General features: G+C 72.5%; 22 protein-coding genes and 1 tRNA gene. 10 read left to right on the forward strand and 13 right to left on the reverse strand.

Annotation, left to right across the window (positions count from 1 at the left end):
* Nucleotides 1-2158 (reverse strand): homocysteine S-methyltransferase family protein (locus ACZ6ZT_RS20865; protein WP_469721055.1); only part of this gene is annotated, 2158 nt, incomplete at its 3' end.
* A gap of 252 nt (nt 2159-2410) precedes the next feature.
* Between ACZ6ZT_RS20865 and ACZ6ZT_RS20870 the strand changes: the two genes are divergently transcribed.
* The 5 genes from ACZ6ZT_RS20870 (at nt 2411) to ACZ6ZT_RS20890 (ending at nt 8650) form a co-directional block, all read left to right on the forward strand.
* Nucleotides 2411-3178 (forward strand): IclR family transcriptional regulator, encoded by a 768-nt coding sequence (locus ACZ6ZT_RS20870; protein WP_469721056.1) that lies wholly within the window; start codon nt 2411-2413, stop codon nt 3176-3178.
* A gap of 326 nt (nt 3179-3504) precedes the next feature.
* Nucleotides 3505-4287: an MIP/aquaporin family protein gene (locus ACZ6ZT_RS20875; RefSeq protein ID WP_469721058.1), complete on the forward strand. Its 783-nt coding sequence runs from the start codon at nt 3505-3507 to the stop codon at nt 4285-4287.
* Between the two features lie 78 nt (nt 4288-4365).
* The gene (gene glpK / locus ACZ6ZT_RS20880; RefSeq protein WP_469721059.1) at nt 4366-5892 is read left to right on the forward strand and encodes a glycerol kinase GlpK; all 1527 of its coding nucleotides are present in this window, start codon (nt 4366-4368) and stop codon (nt 5890-5892) included.
* Nucleotides 5893-5928: 36 nt separating this feature from the next.
* Nucleotides 5929-7536, forward strand: a complete 1608-nt coding sequence (locus ACZ6ZT_RS20885) for a glycerol-3-phosphate dehydrogenase/oxidase (protein ID WP_469721061.1) — start codon at nt 5929-5931, stop codon at nt 7534-7536.
* A 127-nt stretch (nt 7537-7663) separates the two neighbouring features.
* On the forward strand, nt 7664-8650 hold the full coding sequence (locus ACZ6ZT_RS20890) for a PAC2 family protein (protein ID WP_469721063.1): 987 nt from the start codon (nt 7664-7666) through the stop codon (nt 8648-8650).
* Nucleotides 8651-8822: 172 nt separating this feature from the next.
* Here ACZ6ZT_RS20890 and mshC read toward each other — a convergent pair whose 3' ends face one another.
* From mshC to ACZ6ZT_RS20910, 4 genes are all read right to left on the reverse strand, one after another.
* Nucleotides 8823-10052 (reverse strand): cysteine--1-D-myo-inosityl 2-amino-2-deoxy-alpha-D-glucopyranoside ligase, encoded by a 1230-nt coding sequence (mshC, locus tag ACZ6ZT_RS20895; RefSeq protein WP_469721064.1) that lies wholly within the window; start codon nt 10050-10052, stop codon nt 8823-8825.
* Between the two features lie 110 nt (nt 10053-10162).
* A complete protein-coding gene (locus ACZ6ZT_RS20900) occupies nt 10163-10957 on the reverse strand; it encodes an SCO1664 family protein (RefSeq protein ID WP_469721065.1) in 795 nt (264 codons plus the stop codon).
* Nucleotides 10958-10962: 5 nt separating this feature from the next.
* Nucleotides 10963-11553 carry a DUF3090 domain-containing protein gene (locus ACZ6ZT_RS20905; protein WP_469721067.1) on the reverse strand — a complete coding sequence of 197 codons (591 nt, stop codon included), beginning with the start codon at nt 11551-11553 and terminating at the stop codon, nt 10963-10965.
* A gap of 81 nt (nt 11554-11634) precedes the next feature.
* The gene (locus ACZ6ZT_RS20910; protein WP_469721069.1) at nt 11635-12342 is read right to left on the reverse strand and encodes a histidine phosphatase family protein; all 708 of its coding nucleotides are present in this window, start codon (nt 12340-12342) and stop codon (nt 11635-11637) included.
* Between the two features lie 54 nt (nt 12343-12396).
* On the opposite strand from ACZ6ZT_RS20910, the gene corA reads away from it, so the two are divergent.
* A complete protein-coding gene (gene corA / locus ACZ6ZT_RS20915) occupies nt 12397-13392 on the forward strand; it encodes a magnesium/cobalt transporter CorA (RefSeq protein WP_469721071.1) in 996 nt (331 codons plus the stop codon).
* Between the two features lie 15 nt (nt 13393-13407).
* On the opposite strand, the gene ACZ6ZT_RS20920 is transcribed toward corA, so the two are convergent.
* Together ACZ6ZT_RS20920 and ACZ6ZT_RS20925 are read right to left on the reverse strand one after the other, a co-directional pair.
* Nucleotides 13408-14199, reverse strand: coding sequence for a ferritin-like domain-containing protein (locus ACZ6ZT_RS20920; RefSeq protein WP_469721073.1), 792 nt, complete (start codon nt 14197-14199; stop codon nt 13408-13410).
* Nucleotides 14200-14513: 314 nt separating this feature from the next.
* A complete protein-coding gene (locus ACZ6ZT_RS20925; protein ID WP_469721075.1) occupies nt 14514-15563 on the reverse strand; it encodes an LLM class F420-dependent oxidoreductase in 1050 nt (349 codons plus the stop codon).
* Nucleotides 15564-15672: 109 nt separating this feature from the next.
* On the opposite strand from ACZ6ZT_RS20925, the gene ACZ6ZT_RS20930 reads away from it, so the two are divergent.
* Together ACZ6ZT_RS20930 and ACZ6ZT_RS20935 are read left to right on the forward strand one after the other, a co-directional pair.
* Nucleotides 15673-16656, forward strand: a complete 984-nt coding sequence (locus ACZ6ZT_RS20930; protein WP_469721077.1) for an aldo/keto reductase — start codon at nt 15673-15675, stop codon at nt 16654-16656.
* A gap of 422 nt (nt 16657-17078) precedes the next feature.
* On the forward strand, nt 17079-19496 hold the full coding sequence (locus ACZ6ZT_RS20935) for an ATP-binding domain-containing protein (protein ID WP_469721406.1): 2418 nt from the start codon (nt 17079-17081) through the stop codon (nt 19494-19496).
* Between the two features lie 61 nt (nt 19497-19557).
* On the opposite strand, the gene ACZ6ZT_RS20940 is transcribed toward ACZ6ZT_RS20935, so the two are convergent.
* Nucleotides 19558-20232, reverse strand: coding sequence for a hypothetical protein (locus ACZ6ZT_RS20940; protein WP_469721079.1), 675 nt, complete (start codon nt 20230-20232; stop codon nt 19558-19560).
* Nucleotides 20233-20279: 47 nt separating this feature from the next.
* Here ACZ6ZT_RS20940 and ACZ6ZT_RS20945 point away from each other — a divergent pair, with 47 nt between their 5' ends.
* The gene (locus ACZ6ZT_RS20945; protein WP_469721081.1) at nt 20280-20468 is read left to right on the forward strand and encodes a DUF5703 family protein; all 189 of its coding nucleotides are present in this window, start codon (nt 20280-20282) and stop codon (nt 20466-20468) included.
* A 37-nt stretch (nt 20469-20505) separates the two neighbouring features.
* Here ACZ6ZT_RS20945 and ACZ6ZT_RS20950 read toward each other — a convergent pair whose 3' ends face one another.
* From ACZ6ZT_RS20950 to ACZ6ZT_RS20960, 3 genes are all read right to left on the reverse strand, one after another.
* Nucleotides 20506-21273, reverse strand: a complete 768-nt coding sequence (locus tag ACZ6ZT_RS20950; RefSeq protein WP_469721083.1) for a chaplin — start codon at nt 21271-21273, stop codon at nt 20506-20508.
* Between the two features lie 152 nt (nt 21274-21425).
* Nucleotides 21426-21659, reverse strand: a complete 234-nt coding sequence (gene chpH, locus ACZ6ZT_RS20955) for a chaplin ChpH (RefSeq protein WP_030238980.1) — start codon at nt 21657-21659, stop codon at nt 21426-21428.
* A gap of 139 nt (nt 21660-21798) precedes the next feature.
* A complete protein-coding gene (locus tag ACZ6ZT_RS20960) occupies nt 21799-23124 on the reverse strand; it encodes a M20/M25/M40 family metallo-hydrolase (protein ID WP_469721085.1) in 1326 nt (441 codons plus the stop codon).
* 169 nt (nt 23125-23293) lie between these two features.
* Between ACZ6ZT_RS20960 and ACZ6ZT_RS20965 the strand changes: the two genes are divergently transcribed.
* Nucleotides 23294-23378: transfer RNA gene (locus tag ACZ6ZT_RS20965), tRNA-Leu, on the forward strand.
* Between the two features lie 113 nt (nt 23379-23491).
* Here ACZ6ZT_RS20965 and ACZ6ZT_RS20970 read toward each other — a convergent pair.
* Entirely contained in the window at nt 23492-24931 is a 1440-nt protein-coding gene (locus ACZ6ZT_RS20970; RefSeq protein ID WP_469721087.1) for an amino acid permease, read from the reverse strand.
* 216 nt (nt 24932-25147) lie between these two features.
* Nucleotides 25148-26692: an APC family permease gene (locus tag ACZ6ZT_RS20975; protein ID WP_469721089.1), complete on the reverse strand. Its 1545-nt coding sequence runs from the start codon at nt 26690-26692 to the stop codon at nt 25148-25150.
* Nucleotides 26693-26714 lie beyond the last annotated feature (22 nt).

Raw genomic sequence — 26714 nt, forward strand, 5'->3', positions numbered from 1 at the left:
CCACCGCCGTCTTCATCACCTCCGCCGACTGCAACACGAACGGCAGCTGCATCTGACCCGAACCGAACAGCTCACCGACGACCTTCATGCCCTCCAGCAGCGTGTCGTTGACGATGTCCAAAGCCGGCCGCGACGCCAGCGCCTCGTCCAGATCCCTCTCCAGACCGTTCTTCTCACCGTCGATGATGCGCCGCTGAAGACGCTCGTCCAGCGGCAGCGCCAGCAGCTCCTCGGCCCGCCCGGCCTTCAACGACTTGGTGTTGACGCCCTCGAACAGCGCCATCAGCTTCTGCAGCGGGTCGTAATCACCCTCACGCCGGTCGTAGATCAGATCCAGGGCGGTGGTGACCTGCTCCTCGTCGAACCGGGCGATCGGCAGGATCTTCGACGCGTGCACGATCGCCGAATCCAGCCCCGCCTTCACACACTCGTCCAAGAAGACGGAGTTCAGCAGGACACGGGCGGCCGGGTTCAGGCCGAAGGAAATGTTCGACAGGCCCAGCGTGGTCTGCACGTCCGGGTGACGGCGCTTGAGCTCGCGGATCGCCTCGATCGTGGCGATGCCGTCCTTGCGGGACTCCTCCTGGCCGGTGCAGATCGTGAACGTCAACGTGTCGATGAGGATGTCCGACTCCCGGATCCCCCAGTTCCCTGTCAGATCCGCGATCAGCCGCTCCGCGATGGCCACCTTGTGCCCGACCGTGCGGGCCTGGCCCTCCTCGTCGATGGTCAGCGCGATCAGCGCCGCACCGTGCTCCCGCGCCAGCCCCGTCACCTTCGCGAAACGCGACTCCGGCCCGTCACCATCCTCGTAGTTCACCGAGTTGATGACGGCGCGCCCGCCGAGCTTCTCCAGACCCGCCTGGATGACGGGGACCTCGGTGGAGTCCAGGACGATCGGCAGGGTGGAAGCGGTCGCGAAACGGCCGGCCAGCTCCTTCATGTCGGCGACACCGTCACGGCCGACGTAGTCCACGCACAGGTCGAGCATGTGCGCGCCCTCACGGATCTGGTCGCGGGCCATCTCCACACAGTCGTCCCAGCGGGCCTCCAGCATCGCCTCACGGAACTTCTTCGACCCGTTCGCGTTCGTCCGCTCACCGATCGCCATGTACGCGGTGTCCTGCCGGAACGGCACCGTCTGATACAGCGAGGCGGCACCCGGCTCCGGCTGCGGACTGCGGCCCGTGATCCCCGTGCCACGGACCCGCTCCACCACCTGCCGCAGATGCTCCGGCGTCGTCCCACAGCAGCCACCCACCAGCGACAGCCCGTACTCGCGCACGAACGTCTCCTGCGCGTCCGCCAGCTCCGGAGCCGACAACGGATAGTGCGCGCCCTGCTTCGTCAGCACCGGCAGACCCGCGTTCGGCATGCAGGAGAGCGGAATTCGGGCATGGCGGGCGAGGTAGCGCAGGTGCTCGCTCATCTCCGCCGGACCCGTCGCGCAGTTCAGCCCGATCATGTCGATCCCCAACGGCTCCAACGCCGTCAGCGCCGCACCGATCTCCGAACCCAGCAGCATCGTGCCGGTGGTCTCCACGGTCACGGAGCAGATCAGCGGGACGCTGACCCCCAGGGCTTCCATGGCGCGCCGGGCGCCGATGACCGAGGACTTCGTCTGGAGGAGGTCCTGGGTGGTCTCCACCAGCAGGGCGTCGGCGCCGCCGGAGATCAGGCCCTCGGCGTTGATCTGGTAGGCGTCACGGATCTGCGCGTACGTGATGTGGCCGAGGGTCGGCAGCTTGGTGCCCGGCCCGATCGAGCCCAGCACCCAGCGCTGCTGCCCCGTGGACGCCGTGAACTCGTCCGCGACCTCGCGGGCGATCCGCGCCCCGGCCTCGGACAGCTCGAAGTTGCGTTCCGGGATGTCGTACTCGGCCAGCGCCGCGAAGTTCGCGCCGAAGGTGTTGGTCTCGACGCAGTCCACGCCCACGGAGTAGTACGCCTCGTGGACCGAGCGCACGATGTCCGGACGGGTGACGTTCAGGACCTCGTTGCAGCCCTCCAGCTGCTGGAAGTCCTCCATCGTGGGGTCCTGCGCCTGGAGCATGGTCCCCATCGCCCCGTCGGCGACGACCACACGGGTCGCGAGCGCCTCACGGAGGGCATCGGCCCTGGTCTGGGTGTCTGCGGGCGGGTTCGGCAACGAGGCCATGGTTGAGCTCCCTGGGATGCGACGGCTGTCGGCTTTGCACCCCCTCTGTGTCAAGGGTGCACGCGGTCAGCGTAACCGCGCGGCTGCTGCCCCGGTGAGGGCGTCCCACGTGGCGGACTGCATTCTGTGCGCGGGGGGCCGTACGGGTGAGCGGCGCGGTGCGCCGCTCCGGGAACCGCCCAACGCTGCACAAGGTCGACATGGGCCGATACTGTTCAGCATTGTCGAACTACGTCAGCAGGAGGCTGCGCGATGGCACGGAACATCCAGTCGCTCGAACGAGCCGCTGCGATGCTGCGGCTCCTGGCGGGCGGGGAACGCCGGCTGGGCCTCTCGGACGTGGCGTCCTCCCTGGGCCTGGCCAAGGGCACGGCGCACGGGATCCTGCGCACCCTGCAGGCCGAGGGCTTCGTGGAGCAGGACCCGGCCTCGGGCCGCTACCAGCTGGGCGCAGAGCTGCTGCGGCTGGGCAACAGCTATCTGGACGTGCACGAGCTGCGCGCCCGGGCGCTGGTGTGGACGGACGACCTGGCGCGGGCCAGCGGCGAGAGCGTGTACGTGGGGGTCCTGCACAAGAGCGGGGTGCTGATCATGCACCACGTGTTCCGCCCGGACGACAGCCGTCAAGTGCTGGAGGTGGGGGCGATGCAGCCGCTGCACTCCACGGCGCTGGGCAAGGTGCTGTCGGCGTACGACCCGGTGGCGCACACCCAGGTGGTCGAGGTGGAGCGGGAGGCGTTCACGCCCCGTACGGTCACGGACGCGGCCGGCTTCGAGGAGATCCTGGACCTCACCCGGGCGCGCGGCTGGGCCGCCGACGTCGAGGAGACGTGGGAGGGCATCGCCTCGGTGGCTGCGCCGATCCACGACCGGCGCCGGATGCCGGTGGGGGCCGTGGCGGTGGCGGGGGCCGTGGAGCGGGTCTGCGGCACCTCGGGCGAGCCGCACGCGGCGCTGGTGGCCTCCGTACGGGACTGCGCAAGGTCGGTTTCACGCGACCTCGGGGCGGGCCGGTTCTGAGCTTGACCTGATCGATTCGATCCACCCGGTGGCCGCCACCCGCGCCACTTTGGGTGGATTTTGTCTTTTATCGATCAGTCGGTGGCTGGATGTGGTCGATCCCACCGCGCGGTAACGATCCGGTTCTTTGACCTGGCCAGGCCTTGACGCGTTCTTCACCCAGGCGGAAAACTGCCGTTCATCGGTCGGCATTGTCGAACACCTACCGGCAATACGCGTTAGGGTATGGCGAGGCCATGGACCGGTGCAGCACTCACCGAGTGCGGTGGACCGCCGGAGGGACCCGGTGTCCGCCCACCCCTGGACGTAAGACAAAGGAGTCGCGGGTGTCCAGCTCCGACATCTTCATCGGCGAGACCATCGGTACCGCCCTGCTCACACTGCTCGGTGGTGGCGTCTGCGCCGCCGTCACGCTCAAGAGCTCCAAGGCCCGCAACGCGGGCTGGCTCGCGATCACCTTCGGCTGGGGTTTCGCCGTCCTGATCGCCGCCTACGTCTCCGCACCGCTCTCCGGCGCGCACCTCAACCCGGCGGTCACCGTCGGCATCGCCGTGAAGACCGGCGAGTGGGGCGACGTACCGGTCTACCTCGCGGGCCAGCTGCTCGGCGCCATGATCGGCGCGGTGCTGATGTGGATCACGTACTACGGCCAGTTCCTCGCGCACCTGTCCGACCCGGAGCACATCCGCGACGCCAAGCTCGGCCCCGAGGACCCGCACCCCCACGACACGGCCGGCCCGGTGCTCGGGATCTTCTCCACCGGCCCCGAGATCCGTAATGTCGTGCAGAACCTCGCGACCGAGATCATCGGCACCGCCGTCCTGGTCCTGGCCATCCTGACCCAGGGCCTCCAGGACGACGGCAAGGGGCTCGGTGTCATAGGCGTCCTGATCACCTCGTTCGTGGTCGTCGGCATCGGCCTCTCGCTGGGCGGTCCGACCGGCTACGCCATCAACCCGGTGCGCGACCTCGGTCCGCGCATCGTGCACGCCCTGCTCCCGCTGCCCAACAAGGGCGGTTCGGACTGGGGGTACTCCTGGATCCCGGTCGTCGGCCCGCTCGCCGGTGCCGCCCTCGCCGGAGGTCTGTACAACATCGCGTTCGCCTGATCAGCACCGGAAGGATCGCGAGATCCGCACCGCCCTCCTGATTCCGCCGACTCACCAGACCTGCCAGGAGCAGACACCATGACCACCAGCACCGGCCCCTTCATCGCCGCGATCGACCAGGGCACCACCTCCTCCCGCTGCATCGTCTTCGACCGCGACGGGCGCATCGTCGCCGTCGACCAGAAGGAGCACGAGCAGATCTTCCCGAAGCCGGGCTGGGTCGAGCACGACGCCACCGAGATCTGGACCAACGTCCAGGAGGTCGTCGCCGGCGCCATCGCCAAGGCCGAGATCACCGCCGCCGACGTCAAGGCGGTCGGCATCACCAACCAGCGCGAGACCACCGTCCTGTGGGACAAGAACACCGGCGAGCCGGTGCACAACGCGCTGGTCTGGCAGGACACCCGCACCGACGCCCTGTGCAAGGAGCTCGGCCGCAACGTCGGCCAGGACCGCTTCCGCCGCGAGACCGGCCTGCCGCTGGCGAGCTACTTCGCCGGCCCGAAGGCCCGCTGGCTGCTCGACCACGTCGAGGGCCTGCGCGAGCGCGCCGCCGCCGGGGACATCCTCTTCGGCACCATGGACTCCTGGGTCATCTGGAACCTCACCGGCGGCGCCCAGGGCGGCGTGCACGTCACCGACGTCACGAACGCCTCGCGCACCATGCTGATGAACCTGCGCACCCTGGCCTGGGACGAGAAGATCGCCGAGTCCATGAAGGTGCCGCTCGACATCCTCCCGGAGATCAAGTCCTCCGCCGAGGTCTACGGCCACGTCAAGGACGGCGTCCTCGCCGGTGTCCCGGTCGCCTCGGCGCTCGGCGACCAGCAGGCCGCCCTGTTCGGCCAGACCTGTTTCGCCGAGGGCGAGGCGAAGTCCACGTACGGCACCGGCACGTTCATGCTGATGAACACCGGCGACAAGGTCATCAACTCCTACAGCGGCCTGCTGACCACGGTCGGCTACAAGATCGGCGACGAGAAGCCGGTCTACGCGCTGGAGGGCTCCATCGCCGTCACCGGCTCGCTCGTCCAGTGGATGCGCGACCAGATGGGCCTGATCAAGTCCGCGGCCGAGATCGAGACGCTGGCCTCCTCCGTCGAGGACAACGGCGGCGCCTACTTCGTGCCCGCCTTCTCCGGTCTGTTCGCCCCGTACTGGCGCTCCGACGCCCGCGGTGTGATCGCCGGCCTGACCCGGTACGTCACCAAGGCGCACATCGCCCGTGCCGTCCTGGAGGCCACCGCCTGGCAGACCCGCGAGATCACCGACGCCATGACCAAGGACTCGGGCGTCGAGCTCGCCGCCCTCAAGGTCGACGGCGGCATGACCTCCAACAACCTGCTGATGCAGACGCTCTCGGACTTCCTGGACGCCCCCGTGGTGCGCCCGATGGTCGCCGAGACCACCTGCCTCGGCGCCGCCTACGCCGCCGGCCTGGCCGTCGGCTTCTGGCCCGACACCGACGCCCTGCGCGCCAACTGGCGCCGCGCGGCGGAGTGGACCCCGCGGATGCCCGCCGAGCAGCGGGACCGCGAGTACAAGAGCTGGCTCAAGGCCGTGGAGCGGTCCATGAGCTGGGTCGACGACGAAGACGCCAGCTGACCGCACCGGCTGACGAATCGACGAGGAGCAAGAGATATGAGCAGCCTGCAGAGCGTTCCCGCCCTGGGTTCGCACCCGACCGCCGGTTCCCCCGCGAGCCGCGCCGAGACCCGTGAGCAGCTGGCGAAGGCCACGTACGACCTGCTGGTCATCGGCGGTGGGATCCTGGGCACCTCGGTGGCCTGGCACGCCGCGCAGTCGGGTCTGCGGGTTGCCATGGTGGACGCCGGCGACTTCGCCGGCGCCACCTCCTCCGCCTCCTCCAAGCTCGTCCACGGGGGCTTGCGTTACCTGCAGACCGGCGCGGTCAAGCTGGTCGCCGAGAACCACCACGAGCGCCGGGTGCTGGCCAAGGACGTGGCCCCGCACCTGGTGAACCCGCTGACCTTCTACCTGCCCGTGTACAAGGGCGGTCCGGTCGGCGCGGCGAAGCTGGGCGCGGGCGTGTTCGCGTACTCGGCGCTCTCGGCCTTCGGCGACGGCATAGGCAAGGTCATCTCGCCGGCCCGCGCCGTCGCCGACAACCCGGGCCTGAAGACGGACAACCTGAAGGCCGTCGCGGTCTACTACGACCACCAGATGAACGACTCCCGCGTCGCCGTCATGACGGTCCGCGCGGCCGTCGAGTCGGGCGCGGTCGTCCTGAACCACGCCGAGGTCACCGGTCTGCGCATGACGCGCGGCCGGGTCAGCGGCGCCGAGCTCAAGGACCGCCTCGACGGCACCGAGTTCGGGGTCGACGCACGCGTCGTGCTCAACGCCACCGGCCCGTGGGTGGACCACCTGCGGCGCATGGAAGACAAGCACGCGATGCCGTCGATCCGCCTGTCCAAGGGCGCGCACATCGTGATGAAGCGCAAGTCGCCGTGGAAGGCCGCCATGGCCACCCCGATCGACAAGTACCGCATCACCTTCGCCCTGCCGTGGGAGGACCAGCTGCTCCTCGGTACGACCGACGAGGTCTACGAGGGCGACCCGGCGGACGTGCGCGCCACCGAGTCCGACATCCAGCAGATCCTGGACGAGGCGGCCTTCTCGGTGAAGGACGCCGACCTGGACCGCTCCCTGATGACGTACGCCTTCGCCGGCCTGCGGGTGCTGCCCGGCGGCCCCGGCGGGGTCGAGAAGGCCAAGCGCGAGACGGTCGTCTCCGAGGGCGCGGGCGGCATGCTGTCGGTGGCCGGCGGCAAGTGGACCACGTACCGGCACATCGGCCGCGTGGTCATGGACAAGCTGGCGAAGCTGCCCGGCAGCCCGCTGACCGACGACATGGAGCCGGTGAAGTCGCTGGTGCGCCGGGTCCCGCTGCCCGGTGTCGCCAACCCGAACGCCGTCGCGCACCGCCTGCTCGTGGACCGCGAGCCCGGTACCCGGATGGACCCGCTGACGGCCCGTCACCTGGCCTCGCACTACGGCTCGCTGGCCTTCGACATCGCCCGCCTGGCGAACGAGGACCCGGCGCTGGCCGAGCGGATCCACCCGGACGGTCCCGAGATCTGGGCGCAGGTCGCCTACGCCCGGGACCACGAGTGGGCCGAGACGGTCGACGACGTGCTGCGCCGCCGTACCACGGTGACGGTCCGCGGCCTGGACGACGAGGCCGTACGGGCCCGGGTCGAGGAGATGCTGAGCCGCAAGGCATAGCTCTTGCGCAGGTGGGGAAGAGGGGCGGTTCCGAGGGGAACCGCCCCTCCGTCGTGGGCTGTGGCCGGTGCCTCATCAAGGCTTAGGCTGGCCCACGTACGCAAGGGAACTTCGGAAGGAGACCTGGGTGATCGAGCTTGAGGGCGTGCCCGAGCTGATCGACCCGGTCATGGTGGCCGCGTTCGAGGGCTGGAACGACGCGGGTGACGCCGCCTCCGGTGCGGTGGCGCATCTGGACCGGGAGTGGAAGGGCGAGGTCTTCGCGGCACTGGACGCCGAGGACTACTACGACTTCCAGGTCAACCGGCCGACGGTGTGGCTGGACAACGGGGTAAGGAAGATCACCTGGCCGACGACACGGCTGTCGGTCGTCCGGATCGGCGGTGCGAAGCCGCGCGACCTGGTGCTGGTGCGGGGCATCGAACCGTCCATGCGGTGGCGGTCGTTCTGCGAGGAGATCCTCGGCTTCGCCGTCGAGCTGGGCGTGGAGATGGTGGTCATCCTGGGCGCGCTGCTCGGCGACACCCCGCACACCCGGCCGGTACCGGTGAGCGGGGTGACCTCGGACGCGGACCTCGCGCGGACGATGGACCTGGAGGAGACGAAGTACGAGGGTCCGACCGGGATCGTGGGCGTCCTGCAGGAGGCCTGTACGCACGCGGGAATGCCGGCGGTGTCGCTGTGGGCGGCGGTGCCGCACTACGTGTCGCAGCCGCCGAACCCGAAGGCGACGCTGGCGCTGCTGAACCGGCTGGAGGACCTGATCGACCTCCGGATCCCGCTGGGCGAGCTGCCCGAGGACGCGCGGGCCTGGCAGGTGGGCGTGGACCAACTGGCCGCCGAGGACTCCGAGGTGGCGGAGTACGTGCAGACGCTGGAGGAGGCGCGGGACACCGCGGATCTGCCGGAGGCGTCGGGGGACGCGATCGCGCGGGAGTTCGAGCGGTACCTGCGGCGGCGGGACCCCTCGGCGGGGCCGGCCGCCGAGCCGGGCGACGGCTCCTACCTCCGCGACACCACCGGGGGACTCCCCCGTCCCCCGAAGCGCAAGCCGGACCTCTCGGGCGAGGAGCCGCCCCCGCCGGAGGAGGACGACACGCCCCCGGAGGCGTAGCCGGGCGGGGCTGCCGCTGCGCGGGGCCTTCCCCCACCCCGCCCCTTCCCGAACCGGGGCTCCGCCCCGGACCCCGCGCCTCAGACGCCGACGAGGCTGGATTTCCGGGGCGGAGAAAAGGGTGATGCCCCCGCCCGGGAGGGCAGGGGCATCGGCCGCCGGGGCGGCGGGGTTACAGGGCCACGCCCAGCAGGGCGTCGACCGTGCGGGAGACCAGGCCGGGGGCCGACTCGTCGGTGTCGTCGGAGACCAGCTGCCGCTCGACCCACCGGTCGACGGCCGCCAGCGCGGCCGGCGCGTCCAGGTCCCGGGAGAGGGCCTCGCGGACCTCCTCGACCAGCGCCTCCGCCGGCACTCCGTCCGGCCGGGACACGGCCGCCCGCCACCGCTCCAGCCGGGCCACGGCCTCGGCGAGGACGGCGTCCGTCCACTCCCAGTCGGCCCGGTAGTGGTGGGCCAGCAGCGCCAGCCGGATCGCCGCCGGGTCCACGCCGGCCCGCCGCAGCGCCGAGACGAAGACCAGGTTGCCCTTGGACTTCGACATCTTCTCGCCGTGCAGCGCGACCATGCCCGCGTGGACGTACGCCTTGGCCATCGGGAACTCGCCCGTCAGGACCTGCGCGTGCGAGGCGCCCATCTCGTGGTGCGGGAAGACCAGGTCGGAGCCGCCGCCCTGGATGTCGAAGCCCATGCCCAGGTGGTCCAGGGCGATGGCCACGCACTCGATGTGCCAGCCCGGCCGGCCGCGGCCCAGCGAGCCGCCGTCCCAGCTCGGCTCGCCCGGCCGCGCGGCCATCCACAGCATCGGGTCCAGGGGGTTCTTCTTGCCCGGCCGCTCCGGGTCGCCGCCGCGCTCCGCGGACAGCGCCCGCATCGCCCGGGCGTCGAGGTGCGAGACCCCGCCGAAGTTCGGGTCGGACTCCACGGAGAAGTAGACGTCGCCGTCCAGGTCGTACGCGGCGCCCGCGTCGCGCAGCCGCTCGACCAGCGGCACGATGCCGGGTATGGCCTCGACGGCGCCGATGTAGTGCTGCGGCGGCAGCATCCGCAGGGCGGTCATGTCCTCGCGGAACAGGGCCGTCTCGCGCTCCGCGAGCTCGGTCCAGTCGTGTCCGTCCCGCAGGGCCCGCTCCAGGAGCGGGTCGTCCACGTCCGTGACGTTCTGGACGTAGTGAACCTGCCGCTTGTTGTCGAGCCACACGCGCTGCACGAGGTCGAACGCGTTGTAGGTCGCCGCGTGACCGATGTGGGTCGCGTCGTACGGGGTGATCCCGCAGACATAGATACGGGCGACGGGACCGGGGTCGAGGGTGATCGTCCCCTGGGTCGCGGTGTCGTGGATCTGGAGGTCGCGGCCCTTGCCGGGCAGGGCGGGGACCTCAGAAGCGGGCCAGGCATGCATGCGTCGAGCCTAACCGGACGAGTGTTCCGGAAACGAACCGGAGCAGCACTCTTGGCCTGATCACCGCTCTTGCGGTCTGGCCGGAACTGTGCCCTGCCCGTCACCGCCGGTCAGACCGGTGGCCAGGGGATCGCCGGCCACTCCCCGGACGGCTTCGGGTGCGTCCCCTCGCGCAGCAACTGGGCCACCCGGGCCCGTACGGCGGCCAGCTCGACCGGGGTGATGAGTTCGCCCAGCCGGGTGGCGAGCGGGGCCCCGTCGGCCAGCTCCGCCGCCAGGGAGCCCAGCACCCGCCGGGCCTCCTCGGTCAGCGGCTCCCCGGCCCAGCCCCACAGCAGGGTGCGCAGCTTGTCCTCGGTGTGGAAGGTCACCCCGTGGTCGATGCCGTAGAGCCGGCCGTCGGGGGCGGGCAGCAGGTGGCCGCCCTTGCGGTCGCCGTTGTTGATCACCGCGTCCAGGACGGCGAGGCGCCGCAGCCGGAGGTCGTCGGCGTGCACGAGCAGGGCGGTGCGGCCCTCCCCCACCTCGGCGAGGGCGACCGGCTTCCAGCCCTCCCCGGCCTCCTCGCCCTCGACCAGCGCGAGCAGCCCGGACTCCGGCGTTTCTCCGGCGTCGATCCAGTGCTGGACCATGCCCTCGCCGTACGGACCCTCCCGCAGCACCGTCGTCGGGACCAGGCCCCAGCCGGTGGCCTCGGAGACCAGGTAGGCGGCGCGCTCGCGGCGGGCGAGGTTGCCGTCGGGGAAGTCCCACAGCGGCCGTTCGCCCCGGACCGGCTTGTAGACGCAGTCCGCGCTGGTGCCCTCGTACGCCACCGTGCAGAGCAGGACGGCGTTGGAGGCCTCGGCGATGCGGCCGCGGACGGTGAGCTCGCCGCGGGTGAGCAGTTCCTCGATCTCGGTCACGGGGGTCACGCCTGGCGCCGGTACCCGTTCTGGCGGGGGCAGACGTGCCCCTCCGGGTCCAGGGGCAGGCTGCACAGCGGGCACGGCGGGCGCCCCGCGTTGACCACGTCGAGGGCCCGCTTGGCGAAGGCGCGGGCCTGGGCGCCGGAGAGCCGGACCCGCAGCATCGGCGGGCCGTTCTCCTCGTCCTGGAGGAGCCGCTCCTCGGCCTCGGCGAGGTCCTCCTCGGAGCCGGCGTCGAGTTCGACGAGTGCCTGGGCCTCGACGATCATCCGCTGCTCCTCACCGTCCCAGGCGAGCGCCATCGTGCCGACGCGGAACTCCTCCTCGACGGGCACGTCGAGGGGGGCGGTGTCGGCGGCCTCGGTGGAGGCGACGGCGGGGACGGGCGCGTTGCCGCCGGTGCGGCGCACGACCTCGTCCAGCAGTTCGTCCATCCGCTCGGCGAGCGCGGCGACCTGGGTCTTCTCCAGGGAGACGCTGGTGACCCGGGGACCCGAGGAGGCCTGCAGGAAGAACGTACGGCGTCCAGGCAGACCGACCGTGCCGGCCACGAAGCGGTCCGGCGGGTCGTAAAGGAACACCTGACGGGGCACGACCGGTCTCCAAGTCTGAGGCAGGGCAGGGCGGGGCGACGCGCGCCCGGGGGCGCCCTGCCACCCTACTGCGCCGTTCGATCAGGCCGCGCCCGCGCCGCCCCCCACGACGGCGTTGCCGCCGTCCTCGGTGGGGGTGTCCGGGGAGGGGGCCGCCCGGGGGATCAGCGGCGCGAGGTCACCGGTGTCGCCGAGGCGCAGCAGGAAGGGCCGGGTGGGGGTGTAGCGGATGGCGGTGACCGAGCAGGGGTCGGCGTGCACCCGCTGGAAGAGGTCCAGGTGCATGCCGAGGGCGTCGGCGACGAGGGACTTGATGATGTCGCCGTGAGAGCACATGAGGAAGACGGCGTCGGCGCCGTGGTCCCGCTCGATCCGCTCGTTCCATTCGCGTACGGCGTCCACGGCGCGGGCCTGCATGGCCCGCATGGACTCGCCGCCGGGGAAGGCGGCGGCCGAGGGATGCTGCTGGACGATCTTCATGAGGGGTTCGCCGGCGAGTTCGGAGAGCTTGCGGCCGGACCAGTCGCCGTAGTGGCACTCGCCCATGCGCTCGTCGGTGTGCAGGGGCAGCTCCGGGCGGGCGGCGAGCAGCGGGGCGAGGGTCTCGCGGCAGCGCTGGAGCGGGCTGGTGACGGCGGCCGCCAGCGGCAGCCCGTCGAGCCGGCCGGGCAGGGCGGCGGCCTGGGCCGCGCCGTGCTCGTCCAGGCCCACGCCCGGAGTCCATCCGGCGAGCACGCCCGCGGTGTTGGCGGTGGACCGCCCGTGTCGTACGAGGATCAGCATGGCCATGGAAGCAGCCTATGCGGTGGCGCGGGTGTGCGGGCGGGCCCCGGCCCAGGGAGAATGCGCTGCGTGATTGTGGACTGCGCGATGTACCGGGACGGCCGCCGCTCCGATGCGCCCGAGGACTTCTCGGACGCCCTCGCCGAGGCGCGGGCCTCGGGCGACGCGTTCGTGTGGGTGGGCATGCACGAACCGACGGAGCAGGAGTTCGCCCACGTCAGCCGGGAGTTCGGGCTGCACGAGCTGGCGGTGGAGGACGCGCTGACGGCGCACCAGCGGCCCAAGCTGGAGGTGTACGACGATTCGCTGTTCGTGGTCCTCAAGCCGGTGATGTACGACGACGACAAGGACACGGTGACCACCGGCGAGCTGATGGTCTTCATCGGCGATTCCTTCGTGGTCACGGTCCGGCACGGCGAGGGGGCCGCGCTGACCGCCGTACGGCACCGCCTGGAGCAGGACCCGGACGTGCTGCGGCACGGCCCGACGGCGGTGCTGTACGCGGTGTCCGACGCGGTGGTGGACCACTACATCGAGGTGGCCGCCGAGCTCCAGGCGGACCTGGAGGAGCTGGAGGCGGAGGTGTTCGCGCCGAACGCCTCGGACTCCTCCAAGAACACGGCCGCGCGGATCTACGGCTTCAAGCGGCAGGTGCTGGAGTTCCGCCGGGCGAGCAGCCCGCTGCTCCAGCCGATGGACCGGCTGGCGTTCGGGCAGGTGCCCTTCGTGCACCGGCACGCCCAGCCGTTCTTCCGGGACGTCGCCGACCACCTGACGAAGGCCAACGAGTACATCGAGGGCCTGGACCGGCTGCTGTCGGACGCGCTGTCGGCGCACCTGGCGCAGATGGGCGTCCGGCAGAACGACGACATGCGCAAGATCTCCGCCTGGGCGGCGATGGCGGCCGTCCCGACGATGGTGGCGGGCATCTACGGCATGAACTTCGACCACATGCCGGAGCTGCGGCAGACCTGGGGCTACCCGGCGGTGCTGGTGCTGATGGTGGCCGTGTGCGCGGGCCTGCACCGCTTGTTCAAGCGGCGCGGCTGGCTGTAGCCCCCTCGGGGCCGCTTACGCGTACTCGGGCGCGGGCGCGGTGGGTACGCCGTCCAGCGCGCCCGTCCGCTCCGGCCGGCGCAGGCGCACCATGCGGTGCCAGCCGCTGAAGCGCTCGTACGCGTACACGCCGCGGATCCCGGCGGCCAGGGCGGCGGCCTTGGCGGCGGGCCAGCCCAGCAGCCGGCCCATGTGGTCCATGACGGCGAGGCTCACCTCGCGGTAGACGGCGATCTCGGCGAGCGCGCTCTCGCGCAGCACGCGCTGGATGGCCGGGCCGTGGCCCCGCCGGGCCAGGCGCAGCAGCTCCTCGTGGCAGTAGGCGAGGTGGTTGTCCTCGTCGTTGCTGATCATGCGGACGGCCTTGCCGAGCTCGGGGTGGGCGCCGAAGTGGCGCGTCAGCATGACCATCTGCTCGGAGGCCCGCTGTTCGGTGACCCGGCTGTGGGCGAGGTAGACGACGATGTCCCGCTCGGTGAGCGGCTCCTCGCGGCGCAGCTTGTCGTGGGCGAGGCCGATGCCGCGGCGCTCCAGCAGCATGGTGTAGTCGGTCTCGGGCGGGACGGGGACGGGGGCGAGGCCGCGGTTGCGCAGCAGGGCGCGGAAGATCCGGCCGTGCTTGTCCTCGTCGGCGCCGTGCCGGGTGATCTTGGGGGCGAGGTCGCGCATGCCGTAGGGGACGAGGGCGGCGATCCTGGCGTTCTCCCAGCCGCCCTGGGACTCCCCGCTGGCGGCGATGGAACAGAACAGCTGGAAGGAGTCGTCGTGGCCGACGATCTCCTGGAACAGGCTGCGGGCAGAGAGCATGCCACGAGTCAAAGGCGGATCCGCCGGACGGGCAACCGAGGGGCCGCCCCCGTTCGGCCGAATGAACGACCCGGACGGGGACGGCGGGGGGCGTAACCCCGGGGGCGCGCCGCGCGTTGTTGGCTGTGTCGGCCGTGGCGGGGAAGACCCCCCGAGCCCCCACCACGGCCGCAGACCTCTCCTCCTGAACGCCGCCCTCGCACTGCTCGGCCCCGGGGAGCCTCACGGGCTTCGGGCGGCTGCGCCGGACTCCGTCCGGCGGGCGCCTCGGGCCAGGCCGGCCCGGGAGCCTCAGGCCAGGCCGGCCAGGGGCCTCAGGCCAGGCCCGCCAGGGCGAGGGCCTCGGTGCCGGCGCGGAGGGCGGCGAGGCGCTCCTCCCGGGTGAAGCCGGCCGGGGCGAGGGTGAGGGTGGTGACACCGGCGTCGGCGTAGGCCCGCATCCCGTCCGCGATCCGCTCCACGGAGCCCAGCAGGGTGGTCGAGTCGATCAGCGAGTGCGGCACCGCCGCGGCCGCGCCCTCCTTGTCGCCGCCCAGGTACTTGGCCTGGATCTCGGCGGCCTCCCTCTCGTAGCCCATGCGCTGGGCGAGCTGGTTGTAGAAGTTCTGCTTCGGGCTGCCCATCCCGCCGACGTAGAGGGCGGTGTACGGGCGGAACATGTCCGCGAGGGCGGTCACGTCCTCGCCGACGGCCAGCGGCACGGTCGGGCAGACGTCGAAGCCGTCCATCGTCAGCCCGGCCTTCTCGCGGCCCGCCCGGATGTGGCGCAGGGCCGTCTCCTCCAGGTGCTCGGCGGCCGGGAAGATCAGCAGGGCGCCGTCGGCGATCTCGCCGGTCTGTTCGAGGTTCTTGGGTCCGATCGCGGCGATGTAGAGCGGGATGTGCTCGCGCTCGGGGTGCACGGTCAGCTTGAGCGGCTTGCCGGGGCCGCCGGGCAGCGGAAGGGTCCAGTGCGCGCCGTCGTACGAGAGGCGCTCGCGGCTCATCGCCCTGCGGACGATCTCCACGTACTCGCGGGTCCGCGCGAGGGGCTTGTCGAACTTCACCCCGTACCAGCCCTCGGAGACCTGCGGGCCGGAGACGCCTAGGCCGAGCCGGAAGCGGCCCTTGGTGAGGGAGTCCAGGGTGGCGGCGGTCATCGCCGTCATGGCGGGCTGGCGGGCCGGGATCTGGAAGATCGCCGAGCCGACGTCGATGCGCTCCGTCTGGGCGGCGACCCAGGCGAGCACGGTGGCCGCGTCGGAACCGTAGGCCTCGGCCGCCCAGCAGACGTCGTAGCCGAGGCGGTCGGCCTCCTGGGCGACGGCGAGGTTGTCGGCGTCCATGCCCGCGCCCCAGTAGCCGAGATTGATGCCGAGCCGCATGGTGTCGTCCCCTTACGAAGTGCCTGTCTACCGATCGGTAACGTCTGTCTGCGGGGGACTGTAGCGCGCCCGGCCGCCCCGCGTCAGTGCCCCAGTAGTCTCAGCGCTCATGGAGCAGAGGCATCTCGGCCGCACCGGACTGCGCGTCTCCCGGATCGGCCTCGGCACCCTGACCTGGGGCCGTGACACCGGCGAGGAAGCCGCCGCCGAGCAGTTGAAGACGTTCTGGAACGCGGGCGGAACCCTCGTCGACACCGCCGACGTGTACGGCGGCGGGGAGGCGGAGTACCTCCTGGGACGGCTGGTGGGCTCCCTCGTACCGCGCCGGGACCTGGTCATCGCGACCAAGGCGGGCGGGGTGGCGGATCCCGGCCGGCGGTTCAACGGCTCACGGGGGCACCTGCTGGCCGCGCTCGACGACTCCCTGGGCCGGCTGGGCACCGATTACGTGGACCTCTGGCAGTTGCACGCCTTCGACCCGCACACCCCGCTGGAGGAGACGCTCCAGGCGGTGGACCTGGCGGTGAGCAGCGGCCGGGCCCGGTACGCGGGGGTCACCGACTTCAGCGGCTGGCAGCTGGCGAAGGCGGCGACCTGGCAGCTGGCCGCGCCGGGGGTGCGGTGCCGGCTGGCCTCGACGCAGATGGAGTACTCGCTGCTCCAGCGGGGCGTGGAGCGGGAGGTGCTGCCGGCCGCGCGGGACCTGGGGGTCGGGCTGCTGCCGTCCTCGCCGCTGGGGCGGGGGGTGCTGACGGGCAAGTACCGCGGCGGCACCCCGGCGGATTCCCGGGGTGCGTCGCAGACCCTGTCCGCCTTCGTGGAGCCCTACCTGAACGAGGCGGCCGGGCGGATCGTGGAAGCGGTGGTGACGGCGGCGCAGGGCCTGTCGGTCACCCCGCTCCAGGTGGCGCTCGCCTGGGTCCGCGACCGGCCGGGGGTGGCCGCCCCCATCGTGGGCGCGCGGACGTCGGCGCAGCTCGGGGCGGCGCTGTCGGTGGAGGCGCTTACCCTTCCGGAGGAGATCCGCCGGGCGCTGGACGACGTGTCGGCGCCCGTGCACCGCTACCCCGACCAGGACTGGAGCACCCTGTGAGCACGGACCCCGAGGCCCCCGCCGACCCCGCAACGCCCCCCGACGGCCCCACCCCGGAGTCCCCCACCGCCCCGTCCCTCCCGGAACCGGAACCCACCACCCCGACCGAGCCCGACGAACCCGCCTCCGGCACGGGCGGAGCCGACACCCCGGCCGCGGCCGACGAGGCCGCCTCCGACGAGGGCGGCGGTGCGGGCGAAGCCACGGACGTCCCGGCCCACGGCGACGGGTCCGGCGGAGCCGACACCCCGGCCGGGGCCGATGAGCCCGCCTCTAGCGAGGGCGGTGGCGCGGACCTCCTGGCCGACGACAACGCGACGGCGACCGACGAAGCTGACACCCCGGCCGCGGCCGACGACGCCGCCTCCGGCGCGGGCGGTGGTGCGGGCGAAGCCACGGACATCCCCGCCGACGGCGACGGGATGGGGTCCGACGAGCCCGCCTCCGGCGCGGCCCGTGATGTGGGCGTAGCCCCGAACCTCCCGGCCGACGACAACGGCACGGCGACCGGCGAAGCCGACACCCCGGCCGCGGCCGACCAGCCCGCCTCCGGCACAGCCGGCGGTGCGGACGAGGCCACGGACGTCCCGGCCGACGGCGACGGGTCCGGCGGAGCCGACACCCCGGCCGGGGCCGATGAGCCCGCCTCTGGCGTGGGCGCAGCCGCGGCCCTCCAGGCCGACGGCGAGGGCTCGGGGCCCGGCGGAGCCGGGGAGGGGGGGCCGGGGGCGGAGCCCTCGGTTTCGGGAAGGGGCGGGGTGGGGGAAAGCCCCGCAGGGTCCGCCCCGGCCGCCGACACCCCCGAGCCGGACCCCACCGCCTCCGCGGAGGCCGACGGTGGCGCCCAGGCCACACCCGAGGGCGGCACCGAGGCGGCGGCCGGACTGAGCGAGGCGCAGGCCGAGCTGGCGGCGCAGCGGATCGAGCGGGAGCGGATCGCGCGGCGCAAGGCGGAGCGGGAGGCCCCCGTCGACGCCGGCGCCAAGCTCAGCGGCCGAGCGGCCGACCTGCTGGCCGCCGTACGGGCCGTGGAGGGCGGCGCCAAGCCGCCGGTGTTCTTCGACGAGGCCCCGGCCCCCCGCAAGGCGGCCCCCGCTCCCCCGGCCCCCCGCCCCACCGCACCCCAGGCACCCGCCGCGCCGGCCCCCTCCGCCGAGGACACCGCCGCAGTACGGACCCTGCTCGCCCGCGGCGGCGCCCCGGAGGCCCTGGCCGCACCCGCCACCACCGCCCTCGGCGCGGACGCGGCCCGGCGGCTCGCCGAGGACCCCTGGCTGCTGCTCGCGGTCCCCGGCGTACGCCCGACGCAGGCGGACGGCTTCGCGCAGGCCCTCCTGGGCCCCGACGCCGGCCCCGCCGACGGCCGCCGCGGCGCGGCCCTGCTGGGCTGGCTGCTCGCCCAGGCCGCCCTCAAGGGGCACACCGCGCTGGAGGCCCCGGTCCTGGAGAAGGCCCTCGCCCAGTACGGCGTACCGGCCCCCGCCGAAGCCCTGGAGGCGGCCATCGGGGACGGCGCGGTGCTGGTGTTCCACGAACCCCTCGAAGGCGAGGAGGCGACCGCCCACGCCGCCGACACAGAGGACGCCGACGGCGCCGCCGAGCGCCCCGCGCGCATCCTCGTCGGCCTGGAGGAGTACGCCCTCGCCGAGGAGAGCCTCGCCGACGGCCTCGCCCGGCTGTCCGCCACCGCCGGCCCGGCGGCCGACTGGTCGGCGGCCGCCGCCGGCCCCGGCGCGGAGCTGATCCGGGCCGTCGCCGGGCACGGCCTGGTCGTCCACACCGGCGGCGAGGCGGCCCGCGCCGAACCGCTGGCCCTGCTGGCGGCCGCCCGGGAGCGGGGAGTGCGCGCCGTCCTGGCCGCGCACTCCCCCGCCGGGGACGCCGTCGGCGTGGCCGGCCTGCTCGCGGGGACCGAGGGCCCCGCCCGGGACGCCGAGGGCCGCTTCGAGCTCGACCTGCTCGTCGTGCTGGACGCCCCGCAGCTGGACGTGGAGACGGCCGCAGCCCTGGTGGAGTCGGTGCCCGACGGCGCCCGTCTGGTGCTCTCCGGCGACCCCGGGGTACTCGGCTCGGCCGGCCCCGGGCGGGTGTTCGCCGACGTACTTGCGGCCGGCGCCTGCCCCCGCGTGGTGTCCCGCACGCCGGACCCCGGCCCGCTCGGCGAGCTGGTCTCGGGGATCGGGATCGGGGAGCTGAACCAGGTCGACGCCCCCGGCAAGGAGATCGTCATCGTCCCGGTGCGCGACGCCGGGGAGGCCGTGCACCGTACCGTGCAGCTGGTCTGCGAGTCGGTCCCGCGCGCCTTCGGGATCCCGCCGGAGTCCGTACGGGTCATCACCCCCGGCCACGGCGGCTCGGCGGGCACCCGCGCCCTGAACGCGGCCCTCAAGGAGCGGCTGAACCCCGGCCCGGGCCGGTTCGGCGGCTTCGACCCCGGCGACCTCGTGGTCCACGTCCCCTCGCCCGGGCGGGCGCTCCCGGCGCGGGTGGTGACGGCCGACGCGCAGGGGCTGCACCTGGACGCGGCGGGCGCGCGGGTCCTCGTACCGAAGGAACGGGTGGAGTCCCAGGTGCGGCACGGCTGGGCCCTCACGGCGCACCAGGCCGTCGGCGCGCGCTGGCCGGCGGTGGTCGTCGTACTGCCGGGGGACGCGGCGGAGGCACTGTCGCGGGACTGGGTGTACACGGCGTTCGGGCGCGCCGAGCGGCACCTGTCGGTGGTGCACGGGGTGGACCAGGCGCTGCCCCGCGCGGTGGCCGAGGTGCCGCCGAAGCCCCGCACGACCCGGCTGACGGGCCTGTTGCGGGCCCTGGAGGCCGCTCGGGAGCAGTCCGCCTGACGGTACGGCCGCGCCCGGCCGGCCGTCACCGGTCGGCCGGGGCGCGGCCCGTGACGCCGCCTCAGGCGGGGGTGAGTCCCGGCGCGGCGCTCTCCTCGTCGTCGTCGAAGTCCGCGTCCGCGTCGTCGTCCTCGTCCTCGTCCTCGTCGAAGACGGAACTGACGTCGAACCGGTGGACGACGTCCTGGGGATCGATGTGTCCGAAGGGCGAGTTGAGCCAGTCCCCCGGTTCCGCGACCTCCTCCAGGGCGGCGATCCAGAGGGTGGAGTCGCCCTCCTCCAGCCCGAACTCCTTGTAGCGGGAGGCGATCTCGTCGGGCTCGTACTCCCCGAAGAGCACGCCGAGGGCTCCGGCGGTGCCCCCGTCGTCGACGAGCTCGGCGTCCCGGTCGTGCGCGGCGACCCGCTCGGCCTGGGCGATCAGCCGGGCCGGTTCCACGACGGCGTAGTCGCGGCGGATGAGCACGCTGAAGGCGGCGGGCTCGGCGGGGCCGGTGTACGCGACCCCGTCGTCGGGCGTGGGGATCTCGAAGGGGGTGACCTCGTCGTAGCGGTCGTAGAGGAGCTCGTCGTACTCCTCGGCGGCGGCGGCGAGTTCGTTGAAGGCCGCGTAGACGGCCGGGTCCTCGTCCCCGATCCTGCTCTCGACCGCGGCGAGGTGACGGTCGAGAGCGGCCTTGACCGCCTCGGCGGCGGCGCGTACCTCGGCAACAGTGGGCAGAGCGGCATCAGACATAGTGCAGACGCTATCCGTAGCGGGCCCGTGCCCGCACAATAGATGCGATGCCGGAATACGAATTTGTCGACGTGTACGTGCCGCGCGGGACCTCTCGACAGGAGGCGGCCCGCCTGCTGACCGACCATGCCGAGTACGGGCACTGGGAGCTGGACCGGCTGGCCCTGTACCGGGACGGCAGCCGCCGGGTGCGGCTGCGCCGCCGGATCATCCGCCAGGTCCGGGCGACCTGGTGACGCGGGCCCCGGGGCCGGGGCCCGCGTCGGGGTGCCGTCAGGCGGCGTTGCGGGCGCGCCGGTAGAGCACGGCGCCGGCCAGCAGCAGGCCGCCCGCGAGCGGGACACCGGCCGTCAGGACGTCACCGGCTCCCGTGGCGGCGAGCGCGGCCGTGGCGGGAGCCGGGCCGGGGTGGGTGACGGGGGTCACGGCCCCGGTGCCGGAGCCCTGGACGGGCGTACCGGGGGTCTGGCCGCCCGGGGTCTGCCCGTGGGCGGGGCTCTGCTCAACCGGAGTGCCCGGGATCACACCGCCGGGAGTGCCCGGGTTGCCGGGGTGTCCCGGCTCGTGGTCGCAGGGCTCGTCGTCCCCGCCGCCCGGGTGCCCGGGGTGACCCGGCTGACCGGGATGCCCCGGCTGGCCCGGCTGACCGGGGTGATCCTGGCCCGGCTGACCGGGGTGGCCTGGCTGGCCCGGGTGCCCCGGCTCACCGGGATGACCCGGCTGGCCCGGATGCCCCGGCTGCCCGGGCTGACCGGGATGCCCCGGCTGGCCCGGGTGCTGAGCCGGGCCCGATCCGTTGACGCAGCGGTTGCCGAAGGCCGGGTTGAGGGCCCCGATGACCGTCACGGAGTTCCCGCAGGCGTTCACCGGTACGTCCACCGGCGCCTGCGCGTTGTTCCCGGACAGCAGGCCCGGAGAGCCCACCGCCTGCCCGGACGCCCCGGAGGCCGCCTGCGCGTAACCACCGCCCAGCGCGAGGACGCCCCCCGCCGCCGCCATCGTGATCAGCGTTTTCCTCGTGACCTGAACAGTTCGTCGCATCTACTCGTCCCCTGATGTGTACGGGTCGGTCGACATACAGGCCGGCCGCACCGGCTCCCCCGCCTGCTCCGTCGAAGGTCGTGGTTCCGGGCCGGAAAGCCCGGCGGCCCCGGAGCGCTGGAATGCGCTCCGGGGCCAGGACTTCAGACGCGTCAGGCGTTGACGCAGGTGTTGCCGAAGGCCGGGTTGAGCAGACCGATCACGGAGATCGTGTTGCCGCAGACGTTCACGGGCACGTGGACCGGAACCTGGACGACGTTGCCGGACAGGACACCGGGGGAGCCGATGGCCGCACCCTGAGCACCCGCGTCGGCGGCGGCGAGGCCGGCACCCGCGAGAACCAGACCACCAGTAGCAGCCGCAGCGGCGACAACCTTCTTGAGCATTGTTCCTCCTAGTAGACAAGTGCGGTCCCAGCCGCGGACCGCACCACCTGTAACGAGGAGGGATCACCGGGGCTACGAGCGTATGAGTGCATTCACTCTTCTCAGTGGATTGCGCACACCTGCCCGATTTCCCCCGGCCTCAGGCGTGGTCGATGAAGCGGTCGAGTACGCGCACGCCGAACTTGAGCCCGTCGACCGGCACCCGCTCGTCCACGCCGTGGAACATCCCGGCGAAGTCGAGCTCCGGCGGCAGCTGGAGCGGGGCGAAGCCGAAGCAGCGGATGCCGAGGTCGTCGAAGGACTTCGCGTCCGTCCCGCCGGAGAGCATGTACGGGACGGCGCGCGCGATGGGGTCCTCGGCCTTCAGGGCGCCCTGCATGGCGTCCACGAGCCGCCCGTCGAAGTCCGTCTCCAGGGCCTTGTCCCCGTGCACGTCCTCCCGCCGCACGCGCGGGCCGAGGATCCGGTCGAGGTCGGCGAAGAACTCCTCCTCGTAGCCCGGCAGGAAGCGGCCGTCGACGTGCGCCGTGGCCTGGCCGGGGATGACGTTGACCTTGTACCCGGCGCCGAGCATGGTCGGGGCGGCCGAGTTGCGCAGGGTGGCGCCGACCATCTTGGCGATGCCGCCGAGCTTGGCGAGGGTGGCGTCCATGTCGTCGGGGTCGAGCGGGGTTCCGAGGGCGTCCGAGAGTTCGTCGAGGAAGGACCGTACGGTCTTGGTCACCCGCACCGGCCACTGGTGGCGTCCGAGCCGCCCGACGGCCTCGCACAGCTCGGTGATCGCGTTGTCGTTGTTGGTCATGGAACCGTGGCCCGCCGTCCCGTCCACGGTGAGCCGCATCCAGTGCATGCCCTTCTGGGCGGTCTCCACGAGGTAGAGGCGGAGGTTCTCGTTCACGGTGAAGGAGAAGCCGCCGACCTCGCCGATCGCCTCGGTGACGCCCTCGAAGAGGCCGGGGTGCTTGTCCACGAGGTGCCGGGCCCCGTAGACGCCGCCCGCCTCCTCGTCGGCGAGGAAGGCCAGCACGATGTCCCTGGGGGGCTTGCGCCCGCTGCGCATGCGGTCGCGTACGACGGCCAGCGTCATCGCGTCCATGTCCTTCATGTCGACCGCGCCTCGGCCCCACACGCACCCGTCGGCGATCTCGCCCGAGAAGGGGTCGTACGTCCAGTCGGCGGCGTTGGCCGGGACCACGTCGGTGTGCCCGTGGATGAGCAGGGCGGGCCGGGAGGGGTCCTCCCCCTCGATCCGGGCCACGGTCGAGGCGCGGCCCTTGTGCGATTCGAAGATCTGGGGTTCCAGCCCGACCTCCGCGAGCTTCTCGGCGACCCACTCCGCCGCCTTGCGCTCGCCGGGGCCCGAGTGGTCCCCGTAGTTGCTGGTGTCGATCCGGATGAGGTCCCGGCAGAGGTCGACGACCTCGTCCTGGCCGGAGACGGTCTTGCCCGCGCCCGATTCGCTCACGCTGCTTCCTCCCACTGATCAGTACCGGCTACCACCCCATCCTCCCGCTCCGGGCCGCCGCGCCCAAGGGCGATCCCCGGTCACCGGGGGGTGTGATCGAGGACCCCGGAATGTTTGGTAATGTTTTCCACGTCGGAACGGCCCGCGAGGGACGCGAGACAGACACCTTGTCCGGGTGGCGGAATGGCAGACGCGCTAGCTTGAGGTGCTAGTGCCCTTTATCGGGCGTGGGGGTTCAAGTCCCCCCTCGGACACAAGAGAGAAGGACCCCGCTGCGGCGGGGTCCTTCTTCGTTTCCCGGGGCGGTCGGCGCCCCCTGTGCGGCGCCGGATCACCGGCGCCGCACTCGTTTTCCGGTCGGCCGGGGTCAGCGCCGGGAGGCGGCGATCTCGGCGACGCGGCGGCGGACGAGGAACCAGCCGCCCACGAGGGCCGCGCCGATGACGGGGACGCAGAGGACGGTGGTGCGGCTGACGCCGCCGTCGCACCACATCAGGACCAGGACCGTGACGAGGAAGACCAGCGTGACGATCTGGGTGTACGGGGCCCAGGGCAGCCGGTAGGAGGGGCGCTCCACGCGGCCCTGCTGGGCCCGGCGCCAGAAGTGGAGCGAGCAGAGCATGACCATCGCCCAGGTGCCGAGGATGCCCAGCGAGGCGATGTTCAGCACGATCTCGAAGGCGTCGGAGGGCATGAAGTAGTTCAGGCCGACGCCCGCGATCCCGAAGGCGGCGGTGAAGAGCACGCCGCCGTACGGGACCTTGCCCTTGTTCATGACGCCGGTGAACTTGGGCGCGGAGCCGGACATCGCCATCGAGCGCAGGATGCGGCCGGTGGAGTAGAGGCCGGAGTTCAGGCTGGAGAGCGCGGCGGTCAGCACGACGAGGTTCATGATGCCGGCGGCGCCGGGGACGCCGAGCTTGTCGAAGACCGTGACGAAGGGGCTCTGGTCGCCGGAGTACTGGGTGTACGGGAGCAGCAGGGCGAGCAGGACCACGGAGCCGACGTAGAAGATGCCCACGCGCCACATGATCGAGTTGATCGCCTTGGGCATGATCTTCTCGGGGTGCTCGGTCTCGCCGGCGGCGACGCCGCAGAGCTCGACGGAGGCGTACGCGAAGACGACGCCCTGGATGACCAGCAGCATCGGGAGCACGCCGGACGGGAAGATGCCGCCGTTGTCGGTGATGTTGGACAGACCCGGGGTGTGGCCGCCGATGTCGTGGCTGGTGGCGACGAGGTAGATGCCGACGATCAGGAAGGCCGTCAGGGCGGCGACCTTGACCAGGGAGAACCAGAACTCCATCTCGCCGAAGTACTTCACGGAGATCAGGTTGGCGGTCAGGACCACGGCCAGGGCGATGAAGGCGAGCACCCACTGGGGGACGTCGGTGAACATCGACCAGAAGTGGGCGTAGGTCGCGGCGGCCGTGATGTCGGCCACGGTGGTGGTGGACCAGTTGAGGAAGTAGAGCCAGCCGGCCGTGTAGGCGCCCTTCTCCCCCATGAACTCGCGCGCGTAGGAGACGAAGGCCCCGGAGGACGGGCGGTACAGGACGAGCTCGCCGAGGGCCCGGACGACGAAGAAGGCGAAGGCGCCGCAGACCGCGTAGGCGATGGCGAGGGAGGGGCCGGCGCCGGCGAGGCGGCCGCCCGCACCGAGGAACAGGCCGGTGCCTATCGCCCCGCCGATGGCGATCATGTTGATGTGGCGGGACTTGAGGTCCTTGCTGTAGCCCTCGTCACCGGCGTCGACATGGCGGGACGACGCCTCGGCTGGGGCCGTGGTCAAGGTGCGGTCACTCATTCGGGACTTCGCCTTCGTGGGTCGGACGGCAGGTCCGGGGCGCGTGCGGGGGAGCTGGGTGGTGTCCCCCGTGCCGCGTTCCGGTGATTTTGTCGCCCCAATAGACCATGAGGCGCCGGTACCCGCCAAAATCGGCCCCATGCGCGTGGAGGCCCCGGCGACCATGGAAACGGTCGCTCGGGGCCTCCTGGGGCCTGGAAAGCGAGGTGCCGGGGTTCAGCCGACGGGGTCGGCCTCGGCGGCCTGGTCGAGGCGGAAGGCCTCGTTGCCGAGCCCGATCCGGGCGTGTGCCTCGGGGCGGCGGCGCTTGAGCAGCAGGCCGTGGACCAGTCCGGCGACGGCGGCGACGGCGATGATCGCGGGCAGCACCCAGGTCAGCGCGGAGCCCTCGGCGGCGCCGACCAGGACGCCGAAGTCGCGCACGGTGTAGACGGCGATCACGACCAGGGCGAGCCCGGACAGGCCCGCGGCGACGAGCCGCCAGATCTGGGCGCCCGCGGTGCCGCGGCGGACGAAGAAGGCGATGACGGCGACGGAGGACGCGGCCATCAGCACGGTCACGCCGAGGGCGCCGACACTGCCCATCCAGGTGAACAGGTGCAGGACCGGTGCGGTGGGGTCGCCGGTCGGCAGGTCGTCGGTGAGCGCGAAGACGATCACCACGACGGCGGCCACGACGGTCTGGAGTAGGGAGCCGGTGGCGGGTGCGCCCGTGCCGGGGTTGGTGCGGCCGAAGCGGGCGGGGAGCAGGCCCTCGCGGCCCATGGCGAAGGCGTAGCGGGCGACGACGTTGTGGAAGCTCAGCATGGCCGCGAACATGCCGGTGACGAAGAGCACGTGCAGGACGTCGGTGAAGGCGGCGCCCAGGCGGCTCTCGGTGAGCTCGAAGAGCAGGCCGGGGCCGGCTTCGGCGGAGGCCTTGACGATCCCGGCGGGGCCGGTGGCGACGCTGAGGGCCCAGGCGCTGAGGGCGAAGAAGAGGGCGACGAAGCCGACCGCGAGGAACATCACGCGGGAGACGACGATGTGCGGCTTGCTGGTCTCCTCGGCGTAGACCGGCGACTGCTCGAAGCCGACGAAGGCGGCGATGCAGAAGCACAGGGCGGTGCCGAGGCCGGCGCCGGAGAGGGTGCCGGGGTCGAAGGCGGTGAGCGAGAGGCCTTCGGGGCCGGGCTTGCCGAGGGCGGCGGCGTCGAAGACGACGACGAGGGCGCACTCGATCAGCAGCAGGACGCCGAGCACCTTGGCGTTGAGGTCGATCTTGAGCCAGCCGAGCGCGCCGGTGGCGCCGACCGCGATCAGGGCCGGGATCCACCAGGCGACCTGGACGTCCAGGTAGGTGGCGAAGAGGCCGGATATCTCGAAGCCGAGGATGCCGTACACGCCGACCTGCATGGCGCTGTAGGCGGCGAGGGCGATGAAGGAGGCGGCGGCGCCGGCGGTGGGCCCGAGGCCGCGCGCGATGTACGCGTAGAAGGCGCCGGCGTTGTGGACGTGCCGGCTCATCTCGGCGTAGCCGATGCCGAACAGGGCGAGGACGACGCCGAGGATGACGAAGAGCAGCGGCTGGCCGACGATGCCCATCACCCCGAAGATCGTGGGCATGACACCGGCGACGACCATCAGGGGGGCGCTCGCCGCGAGTACGGAGAGCAGCAGTCCGGCGGTGCCGAGCCGGTCGGCGCGCAGGGCGCGGTCCTGGCCCTTGTACGTGCGGATCTCGGGCTCGGCGCGGAGCGTGGTGGATCTGCCCGTCGGCATGGCGGGGTCCTTTCGGGGTGAC

The organism is Streptomyces sp. NPDC102258 (genome assembly GCF_055584685.1).